The sequence below is a fragment of the Alcanivorax sp. genome (genome assembly GCF_017794965.1).
GTDB lineage: Bacteria > Pseudomonadota > Gammaproteobacteria > Pseudomonadales > Alcanivoracaceae > Alcanivorax.
This window is the reverse complement of the sequence record NZ_CP051240.1, coordinates 3,336,989-3,354,899: the sequence shown is the minus strand read 5'-3', so window position 1 is coordinate 3,354,899 and position 17,911 is coordinate 3,336,989. Positions and strand designations below refer to the sequence as shown.

16 protein-coding genes are annotated in these 17,911 nt (G+C 58.8%); 10 read left to right on the top strand and 6 right to left on the bottom strand.

Going from position 1 to position 17,911, the window contains the following annotated elements:
• Positions 1–64 precede the first annotated feature (64 nt).
• The 3 genes from HF945_RS17390 (at position 65) to HF945_RS14640 (ending at position 3,023) form a co-directional block, all read left to right on the top strand.
• The gene (locus HF945_RS17390) at positions 65–244 is read left to right on the top strand and encodes an NUDIX hydrolase (RefSeq protein ID WP_366492917.1); all 180 of its coding nucleotides are present in this window, start codon (positions 65–67) and stop codon (positions 242–244) included.
• Between the two features lie 190 nt (positions 245–434).
• Positions 435–2,288, top strand: a complete 1,854-nt coding sequence (locus HF945_RS14645; RefSeq protein WP_290523305.1) for a hypothetical protein — start codon at positions 435–437, stop codon at positions 2,286–2,288.
• Between the two features lie 39 nt (positions 2,289–2,327).
• Positions 2,328–3,023, top strand: a complete 696-nt coding sequence (locus tag HF945_RS14640; protein WP_290523304.1) for a hypothetical protein — start codon at positions 2,328–2,330, stop codon at positions 3,021–3,023.
• A gap of 68 nt (positions 3,024–3,091) precedes the next feature.
• On the opposite strand, the gene HF945_RS14635 is transcribed toward HF945_RS14640, so the two are convergent.
• The gene (locus HF945_RS14635; RefSeq protein WP_290525428.1) at positions 3,092–4,444 is read right to left on the bottom strand and encodes a deoxyguanosinetriphosphate triphosphohydrolase; all 1,353 of its coding nucleotides are present in this window, start codon (positions 4,442–4,444) and stop codon (positions 3,092–3,094) included.
• 129 nt (positions 4,445–4,573) lie between these two features.
• Between HF945_RS14635 and HF945_RS14630 the strand changes: the two genes are divergently transcribed.
• Both HF945_RS14630 and HF945_RS14625 read left to right on the top strand, forming a co-directional pair.
• The gene (locus HF945_RS14630) at positions 4,574–5,254 is read left to right on the top strand and encodes a type 1 glutamine amidotransferase domain-containing protein (protein WP_290523303.1); all 681 of its coding nucleotides are present in this window, start codon (positions 4,574–4,576) and stop codon (positions 5,252–5,254) included.
• Between the two features lie 34 nt (positions 5,255–5,288).
• Entirely contained in the window at positions 5,289–5,771 is a 483-nt protein-coding gene (locus HF945_RS14625) for a glutathione peroxidase (protein WP_290523302.1), read from the top strand.
• A 262-nt stretch (positions 5,772–6,033) separates the two neighbouring features.
• Here the strand turns inward: HF945_RS14625 and HF945_RS14620 are convergent, their stop codons facing one another.
• The 4 genes from HF945_RS14620 to HF945_RS14605 all read right to left on the bottom strand — a co-directional run bounded on the left by HF945_RS14620 (position 6,034) and on the right by HF945_RS14605 (position 8,352).
• Positions 6,034–6,459: a YeeE/YedE family protein gene (locus HF945_RS14620; RefSeq protein ID WP_290523301.1), complete on the bottom strand. Its 426-nt coding sequence runs from the start codon at positions 6,457–6,459 to the stop codon at positions 6,034–6,036.
• Positions 6,459–6,896 carry a YeeE/YedE family protein gene (locus HF945_RS14615; RefSeq protein ID WP_290523300.1) on the bottom strand — a complete coding sequence of 146 codons (438 nt, stop codon included), beginning with the start codon at positions 6,894–6,896 and terminating at the stop codon, positions 6,459–6,461. Before HF945_RS14615 ends, HF945_RS14620 begins: the two co-directional genes overlap by 1 nt.
• On the bottom strand, positions 6,893–7,231 hold the full coding sequence (locus HF945_RS14610; protein ID WP_290523299.1) for a metalloregulator ArsR/SmtB family transcription factor: 339 nt from the start codon (positions 7,229–7,231) through the stop codon (positions 6,893–6,895). The genes HF945_RS14615 and HF945_RS14610 overlap by 4 nt, the downstream gene beginning before the upstream one ends.
• Positions 7,232–7,683: 452 nt before the next feature.
• A complete protein-coding gene (locus HF945_RS14605; protein WP_290523298.1) occupies positions 7,684–8,352 on the bottom strand; it encodes a hemolysin III family protein in 669 nt (222 codons plus the stop codon).
• A gap of 903 nt (positions 8,353–9,255) precedes the next feature.
• Here HF945_RS14605 and HF945_RS14600 point away from each other — a divergent pair.
• From HF945_RS14600 to HF945_RS14580, 5 genes are all read left to right on the top strand, one after another.
• The gene (locus tag HF945_RS14600; RefSeq protein ID WP_290523297.1) at positions 9,256–10,323 is read left to right on the top strand and encodes an efflux RND transporter periplasmic adaptor subunit; all 1,068 of its coding nucleotides are present in this window, start codon (positions 9,256–9,258) and stop codon (positions 10,321–10,323) included.
• A 3-nt stretch (positions 10,324–10,326) separates the two neighbouring features.
• A complete protein-coding gene (locus HF945_RS14595) occupies positions 10,327–13,395 on the top strand; it encodes an efflux RND transporter permease subunit (RefSeq protein WP_290523296.1) in 3,069 nt (1,022 codons plus the stop codon).
• 299 nt (positions 13,396–13,694) lie between these two features.
• On the top strand, positions 13,695–14,675 hold the full coding sequence (locus HF945_RS14590) for a calcium/sodium antiporter (protein WP_290523295.1): 981 nt from the start codon (positions 13,695–13,697) through the stop codon (positions 14,673–14,675).
• 14 nt (positions 14,676–14,689) lie between these two features.
• Positions 14,690–15,796 (top strand): AI-2E family transporter, encoded by a 1,107-nt coding sequence (locus tag HF945_RS14585; protein ID WP_290523294.1) that lies wholly within the window; start codon positions 14,690–14,692, stop codon positions 15,794–15,796.
• Positions 15,797–15,798: 2 nt separating this feature from the next.
• Positions 15,799–16,536, top strand: a complete 738-nt coding sequence (locus HF945_RS14580) for a hypothetical protein (protein WP_290523293.1) — start codon at positions 15,799–15,801, stop codon at positions 16,534–16,536.
• Between the two features lie 137 nt (positions 16,537–16,673).
• Here HF945_RS14580 and HF945_RS14575 read toward each other — a convergent pair whose 3' ends face one another.
• Positions 16,674–17,624 (bottom strand): pirin family protein, encoded by a 951-nt coding sequence (locus HF945_RS14575; RefSeq protein ID WP_290523292.1) that lies wholly within the window; start codon positions 17,622–17,624, stop codon positions 16,674–16,676.
• Positions 17,625–17,911 lie beyond the last annotated feature (287 nt).

Genomic DNA, 17,911 nt, shown 5'->3' with positions numbered 1-17,911 from the left:
CGGCCCACACAGGAGACTTCCAGAGAATGGGTCAGGCGGTTGAAGACATGGTCGTTGGTGGCACCTGGGTCTTGCGTGCCTGGCCAACGCCGGGTGCCTGATTATTCAGAATGACAAGGTGTTGCTGCTCAGCCATCGCTGGGGCGACAAGTTGGGGGTGCCGGGCGGGACGTTGGAAGACGGTGAGCTGGCCCAGTGTACGGCTTGGCGGGAAACCCGGGAAGAAACCGGCACGAAGCTTTGACTACTAGTATTGAGCAGGGAGTCATAAGCGCGCATCCCCCATATGGGGATATTATAGATGAAGCTAATTGCAACCAGATGGCGACTATTAAGCCCATGCCTCATTAGGTTTTTTGTAGCAACGGCAAATGAATTGTGTCTCATGTCACGAAAGAATTGAGACACAAGTCGCATTTTGCTAGTTTGGCACCTTGGAATATCAAGACCAACTCAGGGAAGGGAAATATATGAAGGGAATTTTTGCCCTCACCCCCCTCGTTGCTGCGCTATTGCTCGCTGGTTGCGGCGGCGGTGGCAGTAGTGGTGGGGGAGGCTCCTCAAACGATGGTGGCGGTTCATCTGGCACGGCTCTTAAGGGCTCTGCTGTGAAAGGCCCATTGGCCAACGCGGCGGTCTCGCTGTATGCCGCTGATCCGAATCAGCCTGACGGACTTGGCGAACTGCTGGATAGAGGTGATACCAATGGTAGCGCCGCGTTCTCGGGGGTTTCGGTGCCCGATGGCACTACAGGCACTGTGATCGTTGAAGTTGTAGCAGATGCTGACACCATTGATCTGACCACAGGCCAGGCGCCGGTCATTGGCCGATTGCTGTCCGTCTCTACTGCGGAAGACATCGCAAACGGTGGAACGAATTATCCTACCCCCCTTAGTACGCTGGCTTTGCAGTTAGCTCTGAAAAATGCAGACAGCCCAGACGGAGGCTTTGCCGGTAATGGTGATGGCAATGTTTCCCAGGATGAGTGGCTTCAGGCTCTGGGGATTGCTCAGAAAAAAGTGAAGAGCGCTCTAGGGTTTGACCTGCTTGGTGATGATGTCGATCTGTTTTCCAGTCCTCCTCTCATCACTTCTGCCGGCGATGACCAGGCCAAAGTGGTTAAGCTGCGTACGGCTGTAGAGGCTGTATCTGCATTGTCGGCAGAGCTTGCCAAAAAGGCGAAAGAGGCAAATGCCGCCAGTGAAGAGTCTGCTGACAGCATGTTCTCTGCGCTGCTGCAGGATTTCTCTGATGGAACGATTGATGGCCAGTCAGATGGGCAGGCCCTGAATGCCTTCAGTGACATCCCTAACCTGGCGACAGAAGTTACTCAGGACCCGTCAATGCTGGTTATTCCCGGCACAGATGGCGTCACGGTTGGTCAGACCAACACGGTCGTGGCCGATGAAACGGCGGATACGGGGCAGGATGAAGTGGATACCAGCACAGCCTTAGCTGCCCCTGCCGATCCCGCCCCCGCGAAGGTCGAGAGCGACTTGGATGGCGATGGTGACCCGGACAGTACCGATCCTGACATTGATGGTGATGGTGTCCTGAACGCCGACGATCTTGCACCTGGCAACCCTGATCGTGATGATGCCTTCCCCGATGATGAAACCGCTGATTCTGACGGCGATGTGGGCGACAATGCGGATGCCTTCCCAGAGGACGAGAACGAGACCGTGGACTCCGACCGATGGTGTCGGTCCGGATGTGTTTCCGATGATCCTGAAGAAACCGCTGATTCTGACGGCGATGGCGTGGGCGACAATGCGGATGCCTTCCCAGAGGACGAGAACGAGACCGTGGACTCCGACGGCGATGGTGTCGGTGACAACGCGGATGTGTTTCCGAATGATCCGGAAGAAACCGCTGATTCTGACGGCGATGGCGTGGGCGATAATGCGGATGCCTTCCCGGAAGACGGGAACGAGACCGTGGACTCCGATGGCGATGGTGTCGGCGATAACACTGATGCTTTCCCGAACGACTCAGGAGAAACGGCAGATACGGATGGTGATGGTGTAGGGGATAATACTGATCCCTTCCCGGAGAACCCCGATGAAAGCGCCGACTCTGACGGCGACGGGGTCGGCGATAATTCAGATGCCTTCCCTGATGATTTTACCGAAAGTGAAGATGCCGATGGTGACGGCTTTGGTGACAACGTAGCTGATCCGGATCCCGCTGACCCTTGTGTGCCCAGTACCACTGTTAGTGCCTGTACCGGTACGACTGTCGAGGCAGTATGGGGTGAAACCAAATGGAACGAAGCGAACTGGCAATAAACTGGTTCGCCAACTAATTACGGAAGAAGGAACAACACAATGAAAAAATTTATGATGACTGCTCTGGCTGCTGCAATGGCAAGTTCCGTGGCTGTGGCGGAAGTGTCTGTACCAAATACTTTTACGCAAGGCGAGAATGCGGTTGCGGCAGAGGTTAATGCCAATTTTGGTGCATTGGTGACTGCGATAGAAGAAAGCAATAGCCGTATTGCTGCCCTTGAGGAGCAGCTTGACAGTGCTACGTCCCTCGAAGTCGTAGGTTCCAGTTATACAATTCAAACTTCTCGGGTTACATTGCAAAGAATTGATGACGATGGATCCAATTCATCCGCCGAAGTGGCAACCCATGGTGCAGAAATTGATTTGTCGACCGAGCAGTTTTCTCTAACATTTAATGAAGATGCCGAGAAAACGGCTACCTTGGAGTTTGAAAGCGAGTTTCAGGGAGATATTGATTTCTCTGGCAGGTTAGAACTTGAACAGGATGTGGCCCCAGAAACAGAAACCCTTTATTGGTCTCAGGAAGGAAATGTGCTTCAAGTTTCTGAGTCTTTTAACGGTAGTCCCGTTGTAACGTTTGTTGTAGCAGAGGGTGCGGCTATTATTTATGCTGTGGATAAAGAGAGTGTGGTAAATGAAAACACTGGCTTTTCTTGTGGCGCTAACCCCTGCTTTGAAGATTACTTTACAAGTGATACGTTGCTTGGCATTCGCCAACCTGCCCCCCTTCCCTAGGTAATAGTTTGTAGAGGTGATATGAGGCCGGGTGAGCTCTCAAATGGGCCGCTCGGTTTTACCTATCCCTAATATCGCGTCTCCGCCATCCCGGAAAACTGTTTCGCCAGATAGGTGGCGTAGTTATCGGTCATGCCGGCGAGAAAATCCAGGGCCCGCATGATGCATTGATAGATTCGTTCCTGTTCCGGTAACGCTTCCAGATTTTCCGGAAAGCTGTGTCGGCCGATCAGGTCGATGATGCGTTCGTGGCGATAGTTTTTGGCGTTGTTGCAGGCGTGGGACACTGCGGCTTCTATAAGCCCGTCCAGCAGCGCGCCCATCACTTCAAAGGCGCCGATTTCCAGCTCGATTTTTCTCGGGTGCTCGAACACTTTTGAGCGCGCCAGTTGCTTGGCGTTTTCCACCACATCCCGCACCGCCGGTTCGCAATGGCTGATCAGATCTCCTTCCATGCGGCCTTGCAGCAACCGCTCGTGATTGGCCACAAAGGCTTCCACACCGGCTTCGATAAAGCGCTCGATAATCTTGCCGCGCAGCAAGGCAGCCTTGCGCCCGTCGCGCAGGTCGGAATGTATCAGTTCGCTCACTTCTCTGGTGTCCGGCAGTGCCGGTTGCAACAAGGCATAGACTTCATCCCAGTGCAGCAGATCCATTTCCAGGCCGTCTTCCAGGTCAATGATGGCATAGCAGAAGTCGTCGGCGGCCTCCATCAGATAGGCTAGCGGGTGGCGGCAGAAACGACCGGGGGATTGCTCAATCAGTCCGCTGGCTTTGGCCACTTCGTGAAAGGCTGCGGCTTCCGCGACAAAGGCGCTGTACTTGCCGGGTTTGCTGCTGGCGGCCCCGGCATCGGCGGACAGCCACGGGTATTTCAGGAAGGTGGCCAGAGTGGCGTAGGTGAGGCGCATGCCATCGTCGTACTGGTGGTATTCGCTCTTGGTGAGGATGCGAAAGCCCTGGGCGTTACCTTCGAAAAACGTCAGGTCACTCTGTTGTTCCGGTGACAGCATGTCGAGAAAGTGCTGTCCCCGTTCCTGAAACCAGGCGCGAATGGCGCGCTCACCGGTATGACCAAAGGGCGGGTTACCGATGTCGTGGGCCAGGCAGGCGGACTGAACAATGTCACCAAAGTCAGTGGGATTCACGGACTCCGGTAGCAGGCGTTTGGACTGCAGCCGCTCTCCGGCCCGGATCCCCAGGGTACGGCCCACACAGGAGACTTCCAGCGAGTGGGTCAGGCGATTATGAACATGGTCGTTGGTGGCCAGCGGGTGCACCTGGGTCTTGCGGGCCAGCCGCCGGAAGGCACCGGAAAAGATGATCTTGTCGTGATCACGCAGGAAAGCGGTGCGGCCACTTTCGTCCTTGGCATCACGCCCGCCCAGGCGGGTCTTGTTCAGTAGCTGTTGCCAGTCCATGAAATCAGGTCCAGGGTTGATATTGCGGCTGGTGGAACCCACGGTATGTTTCACAGCATGTTGCCATGGCTGCTGCTTTGATGCACAGCTGGTATTCCCGCTGTTTGATGGATGTTTCGGGAGGAGATGATGAATCAGGACAAACCGTTGTTGATGCTGGTGACCAGTGCTTCACAGATGGGGCAGGGACAGCAGACAGGCCTGTGGCTGGAAGAATTCGCAGTGCCGTATCTGGCGTTCCGGGAGCAGGGTATCCCGCTGGTCGTGGCGAGCCCCCGGGGTGGCAAGATTCCGGTGGACCCCAATTCCGTGCCGGATGATGACCAGAAAGAGGCCTGGGCGGATGCTATTTCGGTACTGGAAGACACCAGGCCGCTGGAAGCAGTCTGGGAGGACGCTTTTTCCAGTGTCTTTGTCCCGGGTGGCCATGGCGCCATGTTCGACATGCCGGATAATCCTCTGGTGGCTGCGGTCATGGAGCGCACCTGGAATCGCGGTGGTGTGCTGGCGGCGGTGTGCCATGGGCCGGCCGCTCTGGTTGGGCTTCGCAATGAAGACGGTACGCCGTTGGTTCAGAATCGGACGGTCTCCTGCTTCACCAATGAGGAAGAGCGTGAGGTGGGTCTGGATGAGGTGATGCCGTTCCTGCTGGCGACGCGTCTGGAAGAACTGGGTGCCCGCCTGGATCTGGCTGACAAGTTCGTGGCGCATACGGTGACAGATGGAAAGCTGGTGACGGGGCAGAATCCGCAGTCCAGCGAGGCAGTGGCACAGGCGGTGATCACCGCGCTGTCCGAACAATCTCAATAACCTGGCTTCAGGCCAGAAACGACATGGAGTGACAATGGGGATTTACGATTTTTCTGCCACCACCCTGAGCGGCGATGAAAAGAACCTGTCTGAATTCAAGGGCAAGGTCATGCTGATTGTGAACACGGCCAGCAAGTGTGGTTTCACGCCGCAGTACAAGGGGCTTGAGGGGCTGTATGACGACCTCAAGGACAAGGGGCTGGAAATTCTCGGCTTCCCCTGCAACCAGTTCGGCAAGCAGGAGCCCGGTGCCGCGGATGAGATCGGCGCCTTCTGCGAAAAGAACTACGGTGTCAGCTTCACCATGTTCGACAAGATCGACGTGAATGGCGACAACGCCCACCCGCTTTACGATTTCCTGAAAAAGGAAGCGCCGGGGGTGCTGGGCAGTAAAGGTATCAAGTGGAACTTCACCAAGTTCCTGGTCAGCAAGGATGGCAAGGTGGTCAAACGCTACGCCCCCACCGACAAGCCAGAAGCGATCCGCAAGGATATTGAAACATTGCTGAACGCTTGATGCCGGATGCCATGAAGCCTGGGATGAAACCGCTGTAGGAGCGGTCGTTCGACCGCGATCCGAGCCTTGGCGAGGAAAGGATTCCAGAAGCGAGTGACGAGTACCGAGTACCGGGTTTCGAACATCTAAAACCCTGAGCCAGCTTAAGGTTTGCTGTTCTGGTGTTCGAAACCCGTTACTCGCAACTCGAAACTGATTTCCTCGCCAAGGCTCGGATCGCTTGCAGGCAAGCTCCTACAGGAGGTCCTGCTCGTTACTGCTGTTACGCGCTCTTGCGCTTTTCCATCATTTCAAAGATCACCATTCCGCTGAGCATGGCGGCGACGAAGACGATGGCTTTCAGGCTGCCGGTGCCGAGTGCCACCAGCGCCGGACCCGGGCAGAAGCCGGCCAGACCCCAGCCTACCCCGAAGCCCAGTGCACCCAGTACCAGGCGCTTGTCCAGCTTGCGGTTGGTGGGCACCTGAAAGCTGTCGCCAAACAGGGGGGCGGAACGCTGTCGGGTCAGGTAGAAGCCGACGGCAGAGACCGGGATGGCACCGCCCATGACCAGTGCCAGAGAGGGGTCCCAATGACCGGCAATGTCCAGGAAAGCCAGTACCTTGGCCGGGTTGGCCATGCCGGCCAGCAACAGGCCGATGCCAAAAATCAGGCCAGCGACAAAGGCAGTGATATGGCTGCGATGCATTACACACCTCCCAGCAAATGACGAATCACAAACACGGTGATGAAACCGCTGCCCATGAAGGCTGCGGTGGCCACCAGCGAGCGGGGTGACAGGCGAGACATGCCGCACACGCCATGGCCGCTGGTGCAACCGGCCCCATAGCGGGTGCTGATACCCACCACCAGGCCGGCCACGATCAGCAGCGGGATGTCCGCATCAATGACCATTGGCGGCAGGGTACCCACCAGTGCCCAGGCGGTGGGGGCGATGAGCATGCCGAGGATAAAGGCAATGCGCCAGCCACGGTCCATCGGGGCTGGGCGCAGCAGCCCGCCGACGATGCCGCTGATGCCGGCAATGCGGCCATTGGCATGCAGCAGCCACAGCGCGGCGAGGCCGATCAGCGCGCCGCCGGCCAGGGACGCCCAGGGGGTAAAGGCATTCCAGTCGATGGTCATTCTGGTACTCCACAAAATTGTTCGTACAGGGTTTGCAGAATGGCCAGTGCCCGGCCATCCGCGACGCGATAGTGCATGTGTTTGCCATCCCGCCTGCCCTCGATCAGTCCCTCACGGCGCAGTACGCCGATCTGTTGGGAAAGCGAGGGCTGATGGAGTTCGGTCAGGGTTTCCAGCTCGCTGACACTGCGTTCTTCGCCATCGGCCAGCTGACAGAGCAGCATCAGGCGGTCAGGGTGGGAGAGGGCCTTGAGCATCTGGCTTGCCTCGCGGGCGTTGTCGCGAAGGCTGTCTGCGTCCGGGAGCAGGGGCTGGGTTTTGGCTATATTATTCATAATTTAATAATGTATATTGTTGAGGCTGATCTGGCAAGGGGCCAATGCGGTCGAGGTCGCAGGCAGCAGAGGTGCTGTTCCCGGGCTGCGGTAGGAACCGGAGTGCAACGGAGGTAACAGCCGAAGGCTGGCCCGCAGGGTGAGCGTAGCGAGTAACGAGCAGGCTCGCGATCCGAGCCTTGGCGAGGTAATAAAGTTTCGAGTGACGAGAAGCGAGTTTCGAAAGGCAAAACCTCAAACCTCGTGCTTGGTTGTTGTTTATTGGGTTTTCGAAACTCGTGACTCTAGGCTCGTTTCTGGAATCCTTGCCTCGCTAAGGCTCGGATCGCTCAGGCGAGCTGAGCTCCTACAGCGGGGTATAGCGAGAGTTTTACCGACGCAAAAAGGCCCGCACGGGTACCGGGCGGGCCTTTTTGCGTCAGGCGTCAGGCGTCAGGCGTCAGGCGCTAAATTCAAACCACCGGCGCCATATACGGCAGTACCCCGTAGTACATGGCGTAGAAGTGGCAGACGCTGCCGCCCACCACGAACAGGTGCCAGATGGCATGGTTGAAGGGGATGATCTTGTCTGCCAGGTAGAAAATCACGCCCACGGTGTAGGTGATGCCGCCAGCCAGCACTAGCCAGAAGCCGGTGTCGTTGAGCTTGGTGGTGAGTTCGCCGGAGGCAAACAGAATCAGCCAGCCCATGGCCAGATAGATGCCCACTCGCAGTAATTTGAAACGGTGCCCGTAGCGTGCTTTCAGTGCGATACCGGTGACGGCCAGCGCCCAGATCACGGCGAACAGGATCCAGCCGGTCTGGCCACGCAGGTTAACCAGCAGGAAGGGGGTGTAGGTGCCGGCGATCAGGCCGTAGATGGCGCAATGGTCGAGCATCTTGAAGGCGGCGCGCAGTTTAGGGCTGCGGCTGCTGTGATACAGGGTGCTGGCGCTGTAGAGCAGGATCAGGCTGGCACCGAAGATGCTGAAGCCGACGATTTTCCACGGGTCGCCCTGCAGGCTGGCGGCCACGATCAGCACAATGGTGCCGACGATGCTGAGTGCTGCACCAATACCGTGGGTCAGGCCATTGAGCCATTCCTCGTGGTGGGAGTACGCCTCGTGGGTATCGCTGGGCATGGTGATCCTCTTGTCGTTGGACAGGTCACAATTCAGGGCTGAAAGGTTTTCGCATCATGCCGAGCCCGCGGAGAGGCTGTAAAGCGCCAATTCGGACAACTTTCACAAAGCGGGGCCTAAGTGCAGCCGGGCGGACAATAGGAAAGTGCGATTGATCGAATAGGGCAATTCAGGTTTTTCGGTGAATAGCCGGAGGCTATGATTTTCCTGTGGCCGGCGGTTCCCCTCTGCCGGCCCGTCCACTTGCCGCTCCCCCGGCGGCAGGTTCGCAAGACTTCCCCTTGGCCGACACTTCGTCGGCCTTTTTTTTGGTTCACCGCGTATTAGCGGGAAGTTGCTGCCGCAAAGGCCTTCCCGCAGGAGTGTCGGTTATTCGCTCCGCTCACCCCTGCAGGGCCGCTCCTTCGCCTTATGTGAAATCGATGTCTGGTGGGAGATTCAGCTTGCTGAACGAAGGTTCTGCCAGCATGCCCTGGTCTACAGCAGCATTCTTTCAGCAAGCTGAACTTCCCACAGAAGCAGCAAAGCGAGTTTCACCACGGAGGGCGCCGAGATCACTAAGTTGAAGCAATGGGTGTCCTCCGTGGTTTCTGATCTCTATACCCCGCCGTTGGAGCCTGCCTGCAGGCGATCCGAGCCTAACCGAGGCAAGGATCCCGGAAGCGCATCTCGACGCTCGCTTCTTCCCCCTCGCTGTCTCTCCCTTAGGGTAACAACATGTTGTGGGGGTAACCGTGCGTCATCGGCTCGTGCCAATTACGACCTTTCCGGTGTCGGTTTGGACGTTTGTCCCGAGTAAACAAAGACAGCGGTATCATTGCAGGTGACAATATCGCTTTGTGAGGGTGTATCATGCGCGAATTGCGTGTGGCCGTCACACTGAGTTGCTATTGGGAGAGCGAAATGCAACGAATCTGGGCAGTGCTGGGCTTGTCGCTGGTGTTATGGGGTTGCGGCGAATCGCCGCAGGATGAAGCGCCGTTGGCGCAGCCGGTGAAGCTCTACACCGTGGACAGCATGGCAGAAGGGCGGCTGCGTCACTACCCGGGCAAGGTGGTGGCCACCGAGGGGTCGGAGCTGGCCTTCCGGGTATCCGGTCAGCTGGAACAGCTGCCCATACGGGCCGGTGAAGAGGTGAAGAAAGGTCAATTACTGGCTGCTCTGGACCCGGCGGACTTCCGCAATCAGCTGGCCGACCGGCAGGCCCAGTATGATCTGGCAGACAGCCAGTACCAACGCAGTATCAGCTTGCATGAGCGGGGAGTGATTTCCGAGTCACAGTTCGATGAGTTGAAAGCCAAGCGACGCCAGGCCCAGGCGGCCCTGAGCCTGGCACGTGACAACGTCAATTATACTCGCCTGAAGGCGCCCTATGCCGGCACGGTGGCGCGTACCTATGTGGAGAACTACCAGTTCGTCCAGGCCAAAGAGCCGATCCTGTATCTGCAGGGCAACAAGGATATCGACATCGAGTTTGCGGTCTCCGAGCGGTTCTTCACCCACATTCGCGAGGATGGTGAAGACTATCAGCCGGAGCTGCGTTTCGAGGGCGCGCCGGACAAGGTGTTCAAGGCGAGCTACAAGGAACACGAAGCCAGCGCGGATGATCGCACCCAGACTTATATCATTACCCTGACCATGGCCAATCCGGAGGGCATCTTTGTGTTGCCGGGCATGAGTGTGGATGTGGCCATCGATTTGAGTCAGATCATGCGCAAGGCCACTACCTGGCCACAGGTCCCTGTGGAGGCGGTGTTCAACAAGGATGATGGCGATGGCGCCTGGGTATGGCGTTTCCAGCCGGAAGACAGCACGGTCACTGCCGTCCAGGTGACACTGGGGCAGGTTGTCGGTGACGGGGTGGAAATTACCGCCGGGCTGGATGCCGGTGATCGCATTGTCAGTGCCGGGGTCCATCATCTCAGTGAGGGGCAGCAGGTCCGTGAACTGGTGAAAGAGCGGGGCCTGTAACCGATGAATATTGCGGAGTACAGCATTCGCCACAAGGTGGTGAGCTGGCTGTTTACGCTGATCCTGCTGGTGGGTGGGGCGGTGAGTTTTACCCGTCTGGGGCAGCTGGAAGACCCTGAGTTCACCCTCAAGATCGCCATGGTGATCACCCAGTACGCGGGGGCTTCCCCTCGCCAGGTGGAAGAGGAGGTGACCCTGCCGGTGGAGGCGGCGATCCAGAACCTCCCCTATGTGAAGACGGTGACGTCCATCTCCAGTAACGGTCTGTCCCAGGTGCAGGTGGAGATGAAACCGGAGTACCGGACCCGCCAGCTCAAGCAGATCTGGGATGAGCTGCGCCACAAGATGACCGATCTGCAGGGGCAATTGCCCCCCGGCGCCGGCACTATCCAGGTGATCGACGACTTCGGCGATGTGTATGGCATCTTGCTGGCCATCACCGGTGACGGCTATGGCTACGAAGATATGCAGGACTACGCCGATCTGTTGCGTCGTGAGCTGGTGTTGGTGGATGGGGTCGGCAAGGTGGTGGTCGGTGGCCAGCGTCAGGAGCAGGTGCTGGTGGAGCTGTCCCGCGCCCGTCTGGCGTCGCTGGGGATCAGTCCGGAGCGGATCTTTGCCCTGCTGCAAACCCAGAACACGGTGAGCCCCGCCGGCAAGGTACGGGTGGGCAATGAATACATCCGCATCTACCCCACCGGCGAATTTCCTACTGTGCAATCCATGGGCAACCTGCTGATTTCCGAGCCCGGTGCCGATGAGCTGGTCTATTTGCGTGATGTGGCCACCATCGAGCGCGGTTATGCCGAAGTCCCCGGTCACCTGTATCGCTTCAATGGCGGCGCGGCGCTGACGCTGGGCATCTCGTTTGCCTCCGGGGTGAATGTGGTGGATGTGGGCGCACGGGTGGATCAGCGCCTCAGTGAGCTGGAGTACCAGCGCCCGGTGGGCATGGCACTGGCCACGGTCTATAACCAGCCCAACGAAGTGGATAACTCGGTCAGTGCCTTCATGCTCAATCTGGGCGAGGCGGTGGCGATCGTGATCGCGGTGTTGCTGGTGTTCATGGGGCTGCGTTCCGGCCTGCTCATGGGCGGGGTTCTGCTGCTCACCATCCTTGGCACCTTCATCCTGATGAAGGTGATGGCCATCGACCTGCAACGAATTTCCCTGGGAGCCCTGATCATTGCCCTGGGCATGCTGGTGGATAACGCCATCGTCATTACGGAAGGCATTTTGGTCGGCATGAAACGCGGGCTGTCGAAGCTGCAGGCCGCGGCGGAGATTGTCCGTCAGACCGTCTGGCCGCTGCTGGGCGCCACGGTGATTGCCATCATGGCGTTCGCGCCGATTGGGCTGTCGGAAGATGCCACCGGGGAATACACCAACAGCCTGTTCTGGGTGTTGCTGATTTCCCTGATGCTGAGCTGGATCACCGCCATCACCCTGGTGCCGTTCTTTGCGCATCTTTTCTTTCGCGACAAGGATGTTGGCAATGACGAGGGAGTTGGCGAAGACCCTTACTCGGGGCGGGTCTTTGTACTCTACCGTCGCATGCTGGACCGGGCGATCCATCACCGGGTGCTGACGCTGTCCGGCATGGCGGTGCTTATGATCGTGGCCTTGCTGGGCTTCGGTTTCGTCAAACAGGCGTTTTTCCCGCCGTCCAACACCCCCATGTATCTGGTGGACTACTGGTTGCCCCAGGGTAGTGATATCCGTGCCACCCGTGAGTCGGTGTCGCGACTGGAAGCGTCGCTGCTGGAGATGGACAGCGTCACTCAGGTCACCACCACCATCGGCCGTGGCGCGGAACGCTTCATGCTCCCTTATGCCCCCGAGAAAAGTTACCCGAGTTACGCCCAGCTGATCGTCCAGGTTGGCGACCGGGAACAGATCGACAGCGCCCTGGCCGACACCCGCAATCTGATTCGCGAACAACACCTGCAGGCGTTTGCCAAGGTAAAGCGATTGATGATCGGTCCCAGTCCGGCCGCCTCCATCGAGGCCCGGTTCAGCGGGCCGGATCCGGCCACGTTGCGCGAATTGGGCCTGCAGGCGGAGGCGATCATGGCGGCGGATGGTGCGCTGGAAAGTATCCGGCATGACTGGCGCCAGCAGGAAAAAGTGATCCGTCCACAGTTCCAGGAGGCCCAGGCCCGGCGTGTCGGCATCAGCCGTGAGGATCTGGATAATACCCTGGCGTTGAACTTTAGCGGCCGTACTGTGGGGTTGTATCGCGATGGCAGCAAGTTGCTGCCCATCGTGGCGCGGCCACCGGATGATGAGCGACTCAGTGCCAATAACCTGAATGATGTGCAGGTGTGGTCACCGGTATACGCCACCTTTATACCCATCAGCCAGGTGGTATCGGACTTTTCCACCGAATGGGAAAACGCCTTGATCATGCGTCGCGATCGCAAACGCACCCTGACCGTGCAGGCCGAGCCGGATGTGCTGGGCGACGAAACCGCCGACCATGTGCTGCGCCGCATCCGCCAACAGATCGAGGCGCTGGAATTGCCGCCGGGTTATGCCCTGAGCTGGGGCGGCGAGTACGAAGCCTCCCGGGATGCGCAGGCAGCGGTGTTTGGCAGCCTGCCGCTGGGTTACCTGTTCATGTTCATCATCACCATGCTGCTGTTCGACTCCCTGCGCCAGCCACTGGTGATCTGGGCCACGGTGCCACTGGCCATTATTGGTGTGACCCTGGGGCTGCTGTTGCTCAACGCCCCGTTCGGTTTCATGGCCCTGCTGGGTTTCCTGAGCCTGTCAGGGATGCTGGTGAAGAACGGCATCGTGCTGGTGGAGCAGATCAAGCTGGAGATGACCGAGCGGGAACCGCTGGATGCGGTGGTGCATGCCTCCGTGTCACGGGTGCGCCCGGTGTGCATGGCCGCCATCACCACAGTGCTGGGCATGGTGCCACTGCTGTTTGATGCCTTCTTCGAATCCATGGCGGTGGTGATCATGTTTGGCCTGGGCTTCGCCACCATCCTCACCCTGGTGGTGGTGCCGGTGTTGTACACGCTGGTGTACGGGATCAAGGCGCGCAAGGGGGAGCCGGTTTAGGGGCGACAGGTTACGGGGTACGAAGCTCCAAACATGGCAGTATCACTGCCCGTCTGTAGGAGCTTGCCTGCAAGCGATGGGGAGTTGATCAAGGCTTCATCGCTTGCAGGCAAGCTCCCACAGGTGAATAAACCGATGGCTTGACCTTGATCTTCGCAACGCGCACCTCGCCCTGCCTTCATTCGTGTGCAGTGTCTTTGCTCCGGCCTTGTCGCTCGTAGCAGATGCTTATGCCTGCCCTCTCTGCCACAATGTGCCCCGCCTGATTCCGATTTTCTCGAGAGCCCAAAGGAGTACCGATGTTGCTGGCCATTGCCGCCCTGATTGGCGGGCTGATTCTGCTGGTGTGGAGTGCGGACAAGTTTGTGGATGGTGCCGCCGGTACCGCCGCTCATGCGGGCATGCCCCCCCTGTTGATCGGCATGCTGATTGTCGGTTTCGGTACCTCCGCCCCGGAGATGGTGGTCTCCGCCCTGGCGGCCCTGGACGGCAACCCGTCCCTGGCGCTGGGGAATGCCTACGGCTCGAACATCTCCAACATCGCCCTGATTCTCGGCGTGGTGGCCGTGATCAGTCCTATCGCGATCAACTCTGCTGTCCTGCGCAAGGAACTGCCGGTACTCACGGTGATCACCTTGCTGGCCGGTTTTCAGTTGCTGGATGGCGATATTTCCCGTCTCGACGCCTGGGTGCTGATTGGTCTGTTGGCCGGCCTCATGGGCTGGTCCGTGTATGCCGCCATGAATGGCAAGGGGGATATGCTCGGGGGCGAAGTGGAAACCGACATGGCTGAGCACCCCTTGCCCTTGAAGAAGTCGCTGTTCTGGTTGGTGGTGGGCCTGATTCTGCTGGTCGTCAGCTCCCGGGCGCTGGTATGGGGGGCGGTGTTCATTGCCCAGTCCCTGGGGGTTAGTGATCTGGTCATCGGTCTGACCATTGTGGCCATTGGCACTTCTCTTCCCGAATTGGCGTCCAGCATCGCGGCGGTGCGCAAGAACGAGCACGATATCGCCTTTGGCAACGTGATAGGCTCGAACCTGTTCAATACCCTTGGTGTGGTCGGTATTGCCGGTGCCATCAGCCCCATGGCGGTGGAGCAGGATGTGCTGTTGCGCGACTGGTCATTGATGACCGCCCTTACCCTGGTGCTGTTCGTCATGGGCTACGGTCTGTGGGGGCGCAAGGGACAGGTGACGCGGGGGAATGGTATTGGCCTGCTGATTGTCTACGTGGCCTACATGGCCTACCTGGGTAGCACGGTCATCAAGGCCGCCGTCTGAGTGGAAGGAATCGTATGAATACAGGGAAGTCCGAAACGCTGGAGCAACGCGCCTTTTTGCTGGCGCTGATCGGCGTCAGCCTGGTTTTTGCCCTGCTCTTGAAGCCTTTCTGGGCCCCGGTGTTCTGGGCCTGTGCCATCGGCGTGATCTTCTACCCGTTCCAGAAGCGCCTGCTGGCGCGCTGGCCGGCCCGGCGTAATCTGGTTGCGATGCTCACCCTGACCCTGTGCGTGGTGCTGGTGATCATTCCGGTGCTGTTTGTGACCACCTCCTTTGTGACCCAGGGGGTAGGGCTGTTCCAGCAGGTACAGAGTGGCGAGATCAACCTGGCCGAGTATGTGGACAAGATCAAGCATGCCTTCCCGGGTATCCAGTCCCTGGCCGAACGCTTTGATATCGATCTTGAGCGGATCAAGTCCCAGGCGGTGCAAGCCTTCACCGGCGCCGGTCAGTTTCTGGCCAAGCGCGCCCTGGCGGTGGGGCAGAACACCTTCCAGTTCTTCCTCAACCTGGGGCTGATGTTGTATCTGGCGTTCTTCCTGATCCGTGATGGCGACAGCATGATTGCCATGCTGATACGCGCCCTGCCGTTGGGCGATGAGCGCGAAAAACTGCTGTTTGCCAAGTTCGCGGAAGTGACCCGCGCCACCATCAAGGGGAACCTGCTGGTGGCCATCACCCAGGGTGCCCTGGGTGGGCTGATTTTCTGGATTCTGGGTATTCCCGGCGCCATGCTGTGGGGCGTGGTGATGGCGGTGCTGTCACTGATCCCCGCAGTGGGGGCGGGCCTGATCTGGTTGCCGGTGGCGGTGTACCTCTATGCGGTGGGTGAGGTCGTCGAGGCGACCGTGTTGTTGCTTTACGGCATATTCATCATTGGTCTGGTAGATAACATCTTGCGGCCCATTCTGGTGGGGCGTGACACCAAGCTGCCGGATTATGTGGTGTTGTTTTCCACCCTGGGTGGTCTGGCCATGTTCGGGATCACCGGCTTTGCCGTGGGCCCCCTGCTGGCGGCCCTGTTTGTGGCCTTCTGGGGCATCTTTATCCGTGAATTCAACGAGAGTGAACCCGACGTGTTGCCTGAGCAGCCCGGCGAGGCCAGCTCCGGGAGTGACTAACCATGGTATTTCTGCGCATGGTCATGGCGGCCTCCATCGCCGGGTTGTCAGCCTTCGGCTGCGATGAAGACGAAGACGTGTTTGGCGACAGCACCCGGCTGTATTTCCATAACCAGATGACCCAGACCACCGGTGGCAGCAGCGATGATGTGAGCGTGGATCTGTTCGTGGATGACATGAACTCGCCGCTGGCCAGCGATGTGGAGTACACCGTTACCGGTAGTGTCGGCAGTGACAGTGTGGAACTGGACGACGACAGTGAAAGTATTGCCTTTGATGTGCGCGGCGCCAGTTCCGGCAGCACGCTGATCAATGGGCCGGTGAACCGCACCCTGGTGGCGGGCAGCCGCTACACGGTGGTTCTCATGGGTGACACCACCCTGGGTAATCAGCGCCTTGGTACCTTCCGCTATCAGGACGTGGATGTGGCCAGCGGCCAGATCCGGGTGCGTTTTATCAACACCCTGTCCCGGCTGGCCGGCGATGATTTGTCCGTGTCCCTGCCCGGCGGCGCCCAGCAGCTGGCTTCGGCGCTGGAATATGGTGATGGCAGCAGTTACACCACACTTTCCTCCGGCAGCACACTACAGGTGGATGTGAACAACAGCACCCAGGGTGTGCTGATCGATACGGTCAGCTGCAGTGTCAGCAGCGGGCGCAGTTACGATGTGATCATCGCCTACACCCGCTTCGACAGTGACGACGACCAGATTGCTATCTACTGTCAGCCTTATTCATAGCTAGCAGCTACCAGCTGCGAGCTATGAGCTATGAGTAAGAGCAAAGTCAAAAGCAAAAGCAGGTTCGCTTCGCTCCTGTGGGAGTCTGCCTGCAGACGAATAGCGTCCGGCGTCGGGCATCTGGCCTCCGGCGTCCTTCACCCCTTCAATCTCACCTGCGGATCCAGCCTTGGCGCCTTGAGCGGCTTTCCCTGGTAGGCCGTTACCTCCCCGAAACGGTTGTTGGGCCAGTTGTCCCAGTCGGCTACCGCCTGCTCAAGCCGGGCCTGGTCGCGGCCGACAAAATTCCACCACAGCAGTACCGGTTGGTGTAGCGGTTCGCCGCCCAACAGCATCACCCGGCTGCCCGGTTCCAGGGTCAGGGTCAGTTGCTCACGTCCCTGGCCCAGATAATAGAGTTCACCCACATCCAGCCTGTTGCCCTCCACATGGGCATGGCCCTGGTTGATGCACAGCCCGAGCTCGAAACTGGCCGGCACCGGCAAGGTAAGGGTGCCGCCCTCATGGGCTTCAATATCCGCACCCACCAGGGGAGAAAAGACCTTTGCCGGGGAGTGTCTACCGTCCAGTTCTCCGACCACCAGAGTCACGCTCATGCCGTCCTTTTCCCAGTGGGGCAGATCCGTGTGGTGGGCAAAGGCAGGGGTGGTGTCTTCGTGTTCGCCGGGCAGGGCAATCCAGAACTGCAGACCGTGCATGGGGCCGCTGAACCCGGGCGGGCTTTCCTCGGAATGGCAGATGCCATGGCCTGCGGTCATGAGGTTGAGCTGGCCGGGTTCGATCACCTGCTCATAACCCAGGCTGTCTTTGTGAAGCAGGGCGCCCTCAAACAGCCAGGTGACGGTCTGCAGCCCGGTGTGCGGGTGGGTCCCCACATCCACTGGGCTGTCTGCGCTCAGGGAAGTGGGGCCGATATGATCGAGAAAGCACCAGGGGCCGATCAGGCGCTGGCGGCGGCTTGGCAAGTGGCGAATGATCGGCAGACCGCTGCCGAGCACACTGCGGTGCGAAGGAACGGCTTCCAGCGTGGGCCGCCCGGCAAGGTTGGGGCATTCCACTACGTCGCCGTTATCGTTGAGATTGCTCATGGCCAGCTCCGTGAGAAGGGACTTCTATGCCGAGTATGCGTGGGCCGGTTGCTGCTGAGAAGGGGAAGGCACAGTTGCGAGAAGCGAGCTTCGAGTTGTGAAGATCAAAAACTTTCGCGTGTCCCGGTTTTGCCTTTGGAAACTCGCTTCTCGTAACTCGAAACTACTCCCGTTCGCCAGGCAGTATGGGGCCTGCTGGAAAGCGACTCGGTCTGACGGTGCGGAAAACAAAAAACGGGCCCGAGGGCACTGCTGTCCCACAGTTTGTATCTGCTTGACTGAGTTCT

Excerpts from the sequence above, each read along its gene's own strand:
- HF945_RS14640 (WP_290523304.1), top strand. The coding sequence starts at position 2,328 with ATGAAAAAATTTATGATGACTGCTCTGGCTGCTGCAATGGCAAGTTCC.
- HF945_RS14635 (WP_290525428.1), bottom strand. The coding sequence starts at position 4,444 with ATGGACTGGCAACAGCTACTGAACAAGACCCGCCTGGGCGGGCGTGAT.
- HF945_RS14630 (WP_290523303.1), top strand. The coding sequence starts at position 4,574 with ATGAATCAGGACAAACCGTTGTTGATGCTGGTGACCAGTGCTTCACAG.
- HF945_RS14625 (WP_290523302.1), top strand. The coding sequence starts at position 5,289 with ATGGGGATTTACGATTTTTCTGCCACCACCCTGAGCGGCGATGAAAAG.
- HF945_RS14620 (WP_290523301.1), bottom strand. The coding sequence starts at position 6,459 with ATGCATCGCAGCCATATCACTGCCTTTGTCGCTGGCCTGATTTTTGGC.
- HF945_RS14615 (WP_290523300.1), bottom strand. The coding sequence starts at position 6,896 with ATGACCATCGACTGGAATGCCTTTACCCCCTGGGCGTCCCTGGCCGGC.
- HF945_RS14610 (WP_290523299.1), bottom strand. The coding sequence starts at position 7,231 with ATGAATAATATAGCCAAAACCCAGCCCCTGCTCCCGGACGCAGACAGC.
- HF945_RS14605 (WP_290523298.1), bottom strand. The coding sequence starts at position 8,352 with ATGCCCAGCGATACCCACGAGGCGTACTCCCACCACGAGGAATGGCTC.
- HF945_RS14600 (WP_290523297.1), top strand. The coding sequence starts at position 9,256 with ATGCAACGAATCTGGGCAGTGCTGGGCTTGTCGCTGGTGTTATGGGGT.
- HF945_RS14595 (WP_290523296.1), top strand. The coding sequence starts at position 10,327 with ATGAATATTGCGGAGTACAGCATTCGCCACAAGGTGGTGAGCTGGCTG.
- HF945_RS14590 (WP_290523295.1), top strand. The coding sequence starts at position 13,695 with ATGTTGCTGGCCATTGCCGCCCTGATTGGCGGGCTGATTCTGCTGGTG.
- HF945_RS14585 (WP_290523294.1), top strand. The coding sequence starts at position 14,690 with ATGAATACAGGGAAGTCCGAAACGCTGGAGCAACGCGCCTTTTTGCTG.
- HF945_RS14580 (WP_290523293.1), top strand. The coding sequence starts at position 15,799 with ATGGTATTTCTGCGCATGGTCATGGCGGCCTCCATCGCCGGGTTGTCA.
- HF945_RS14575 (WP_290523292.1), bottom strand. The coding sequence starts at position 17,624 with ATGAGCAATCTCAACGATAACGGCGACGTAGTGGAATGCCCCAACCTT.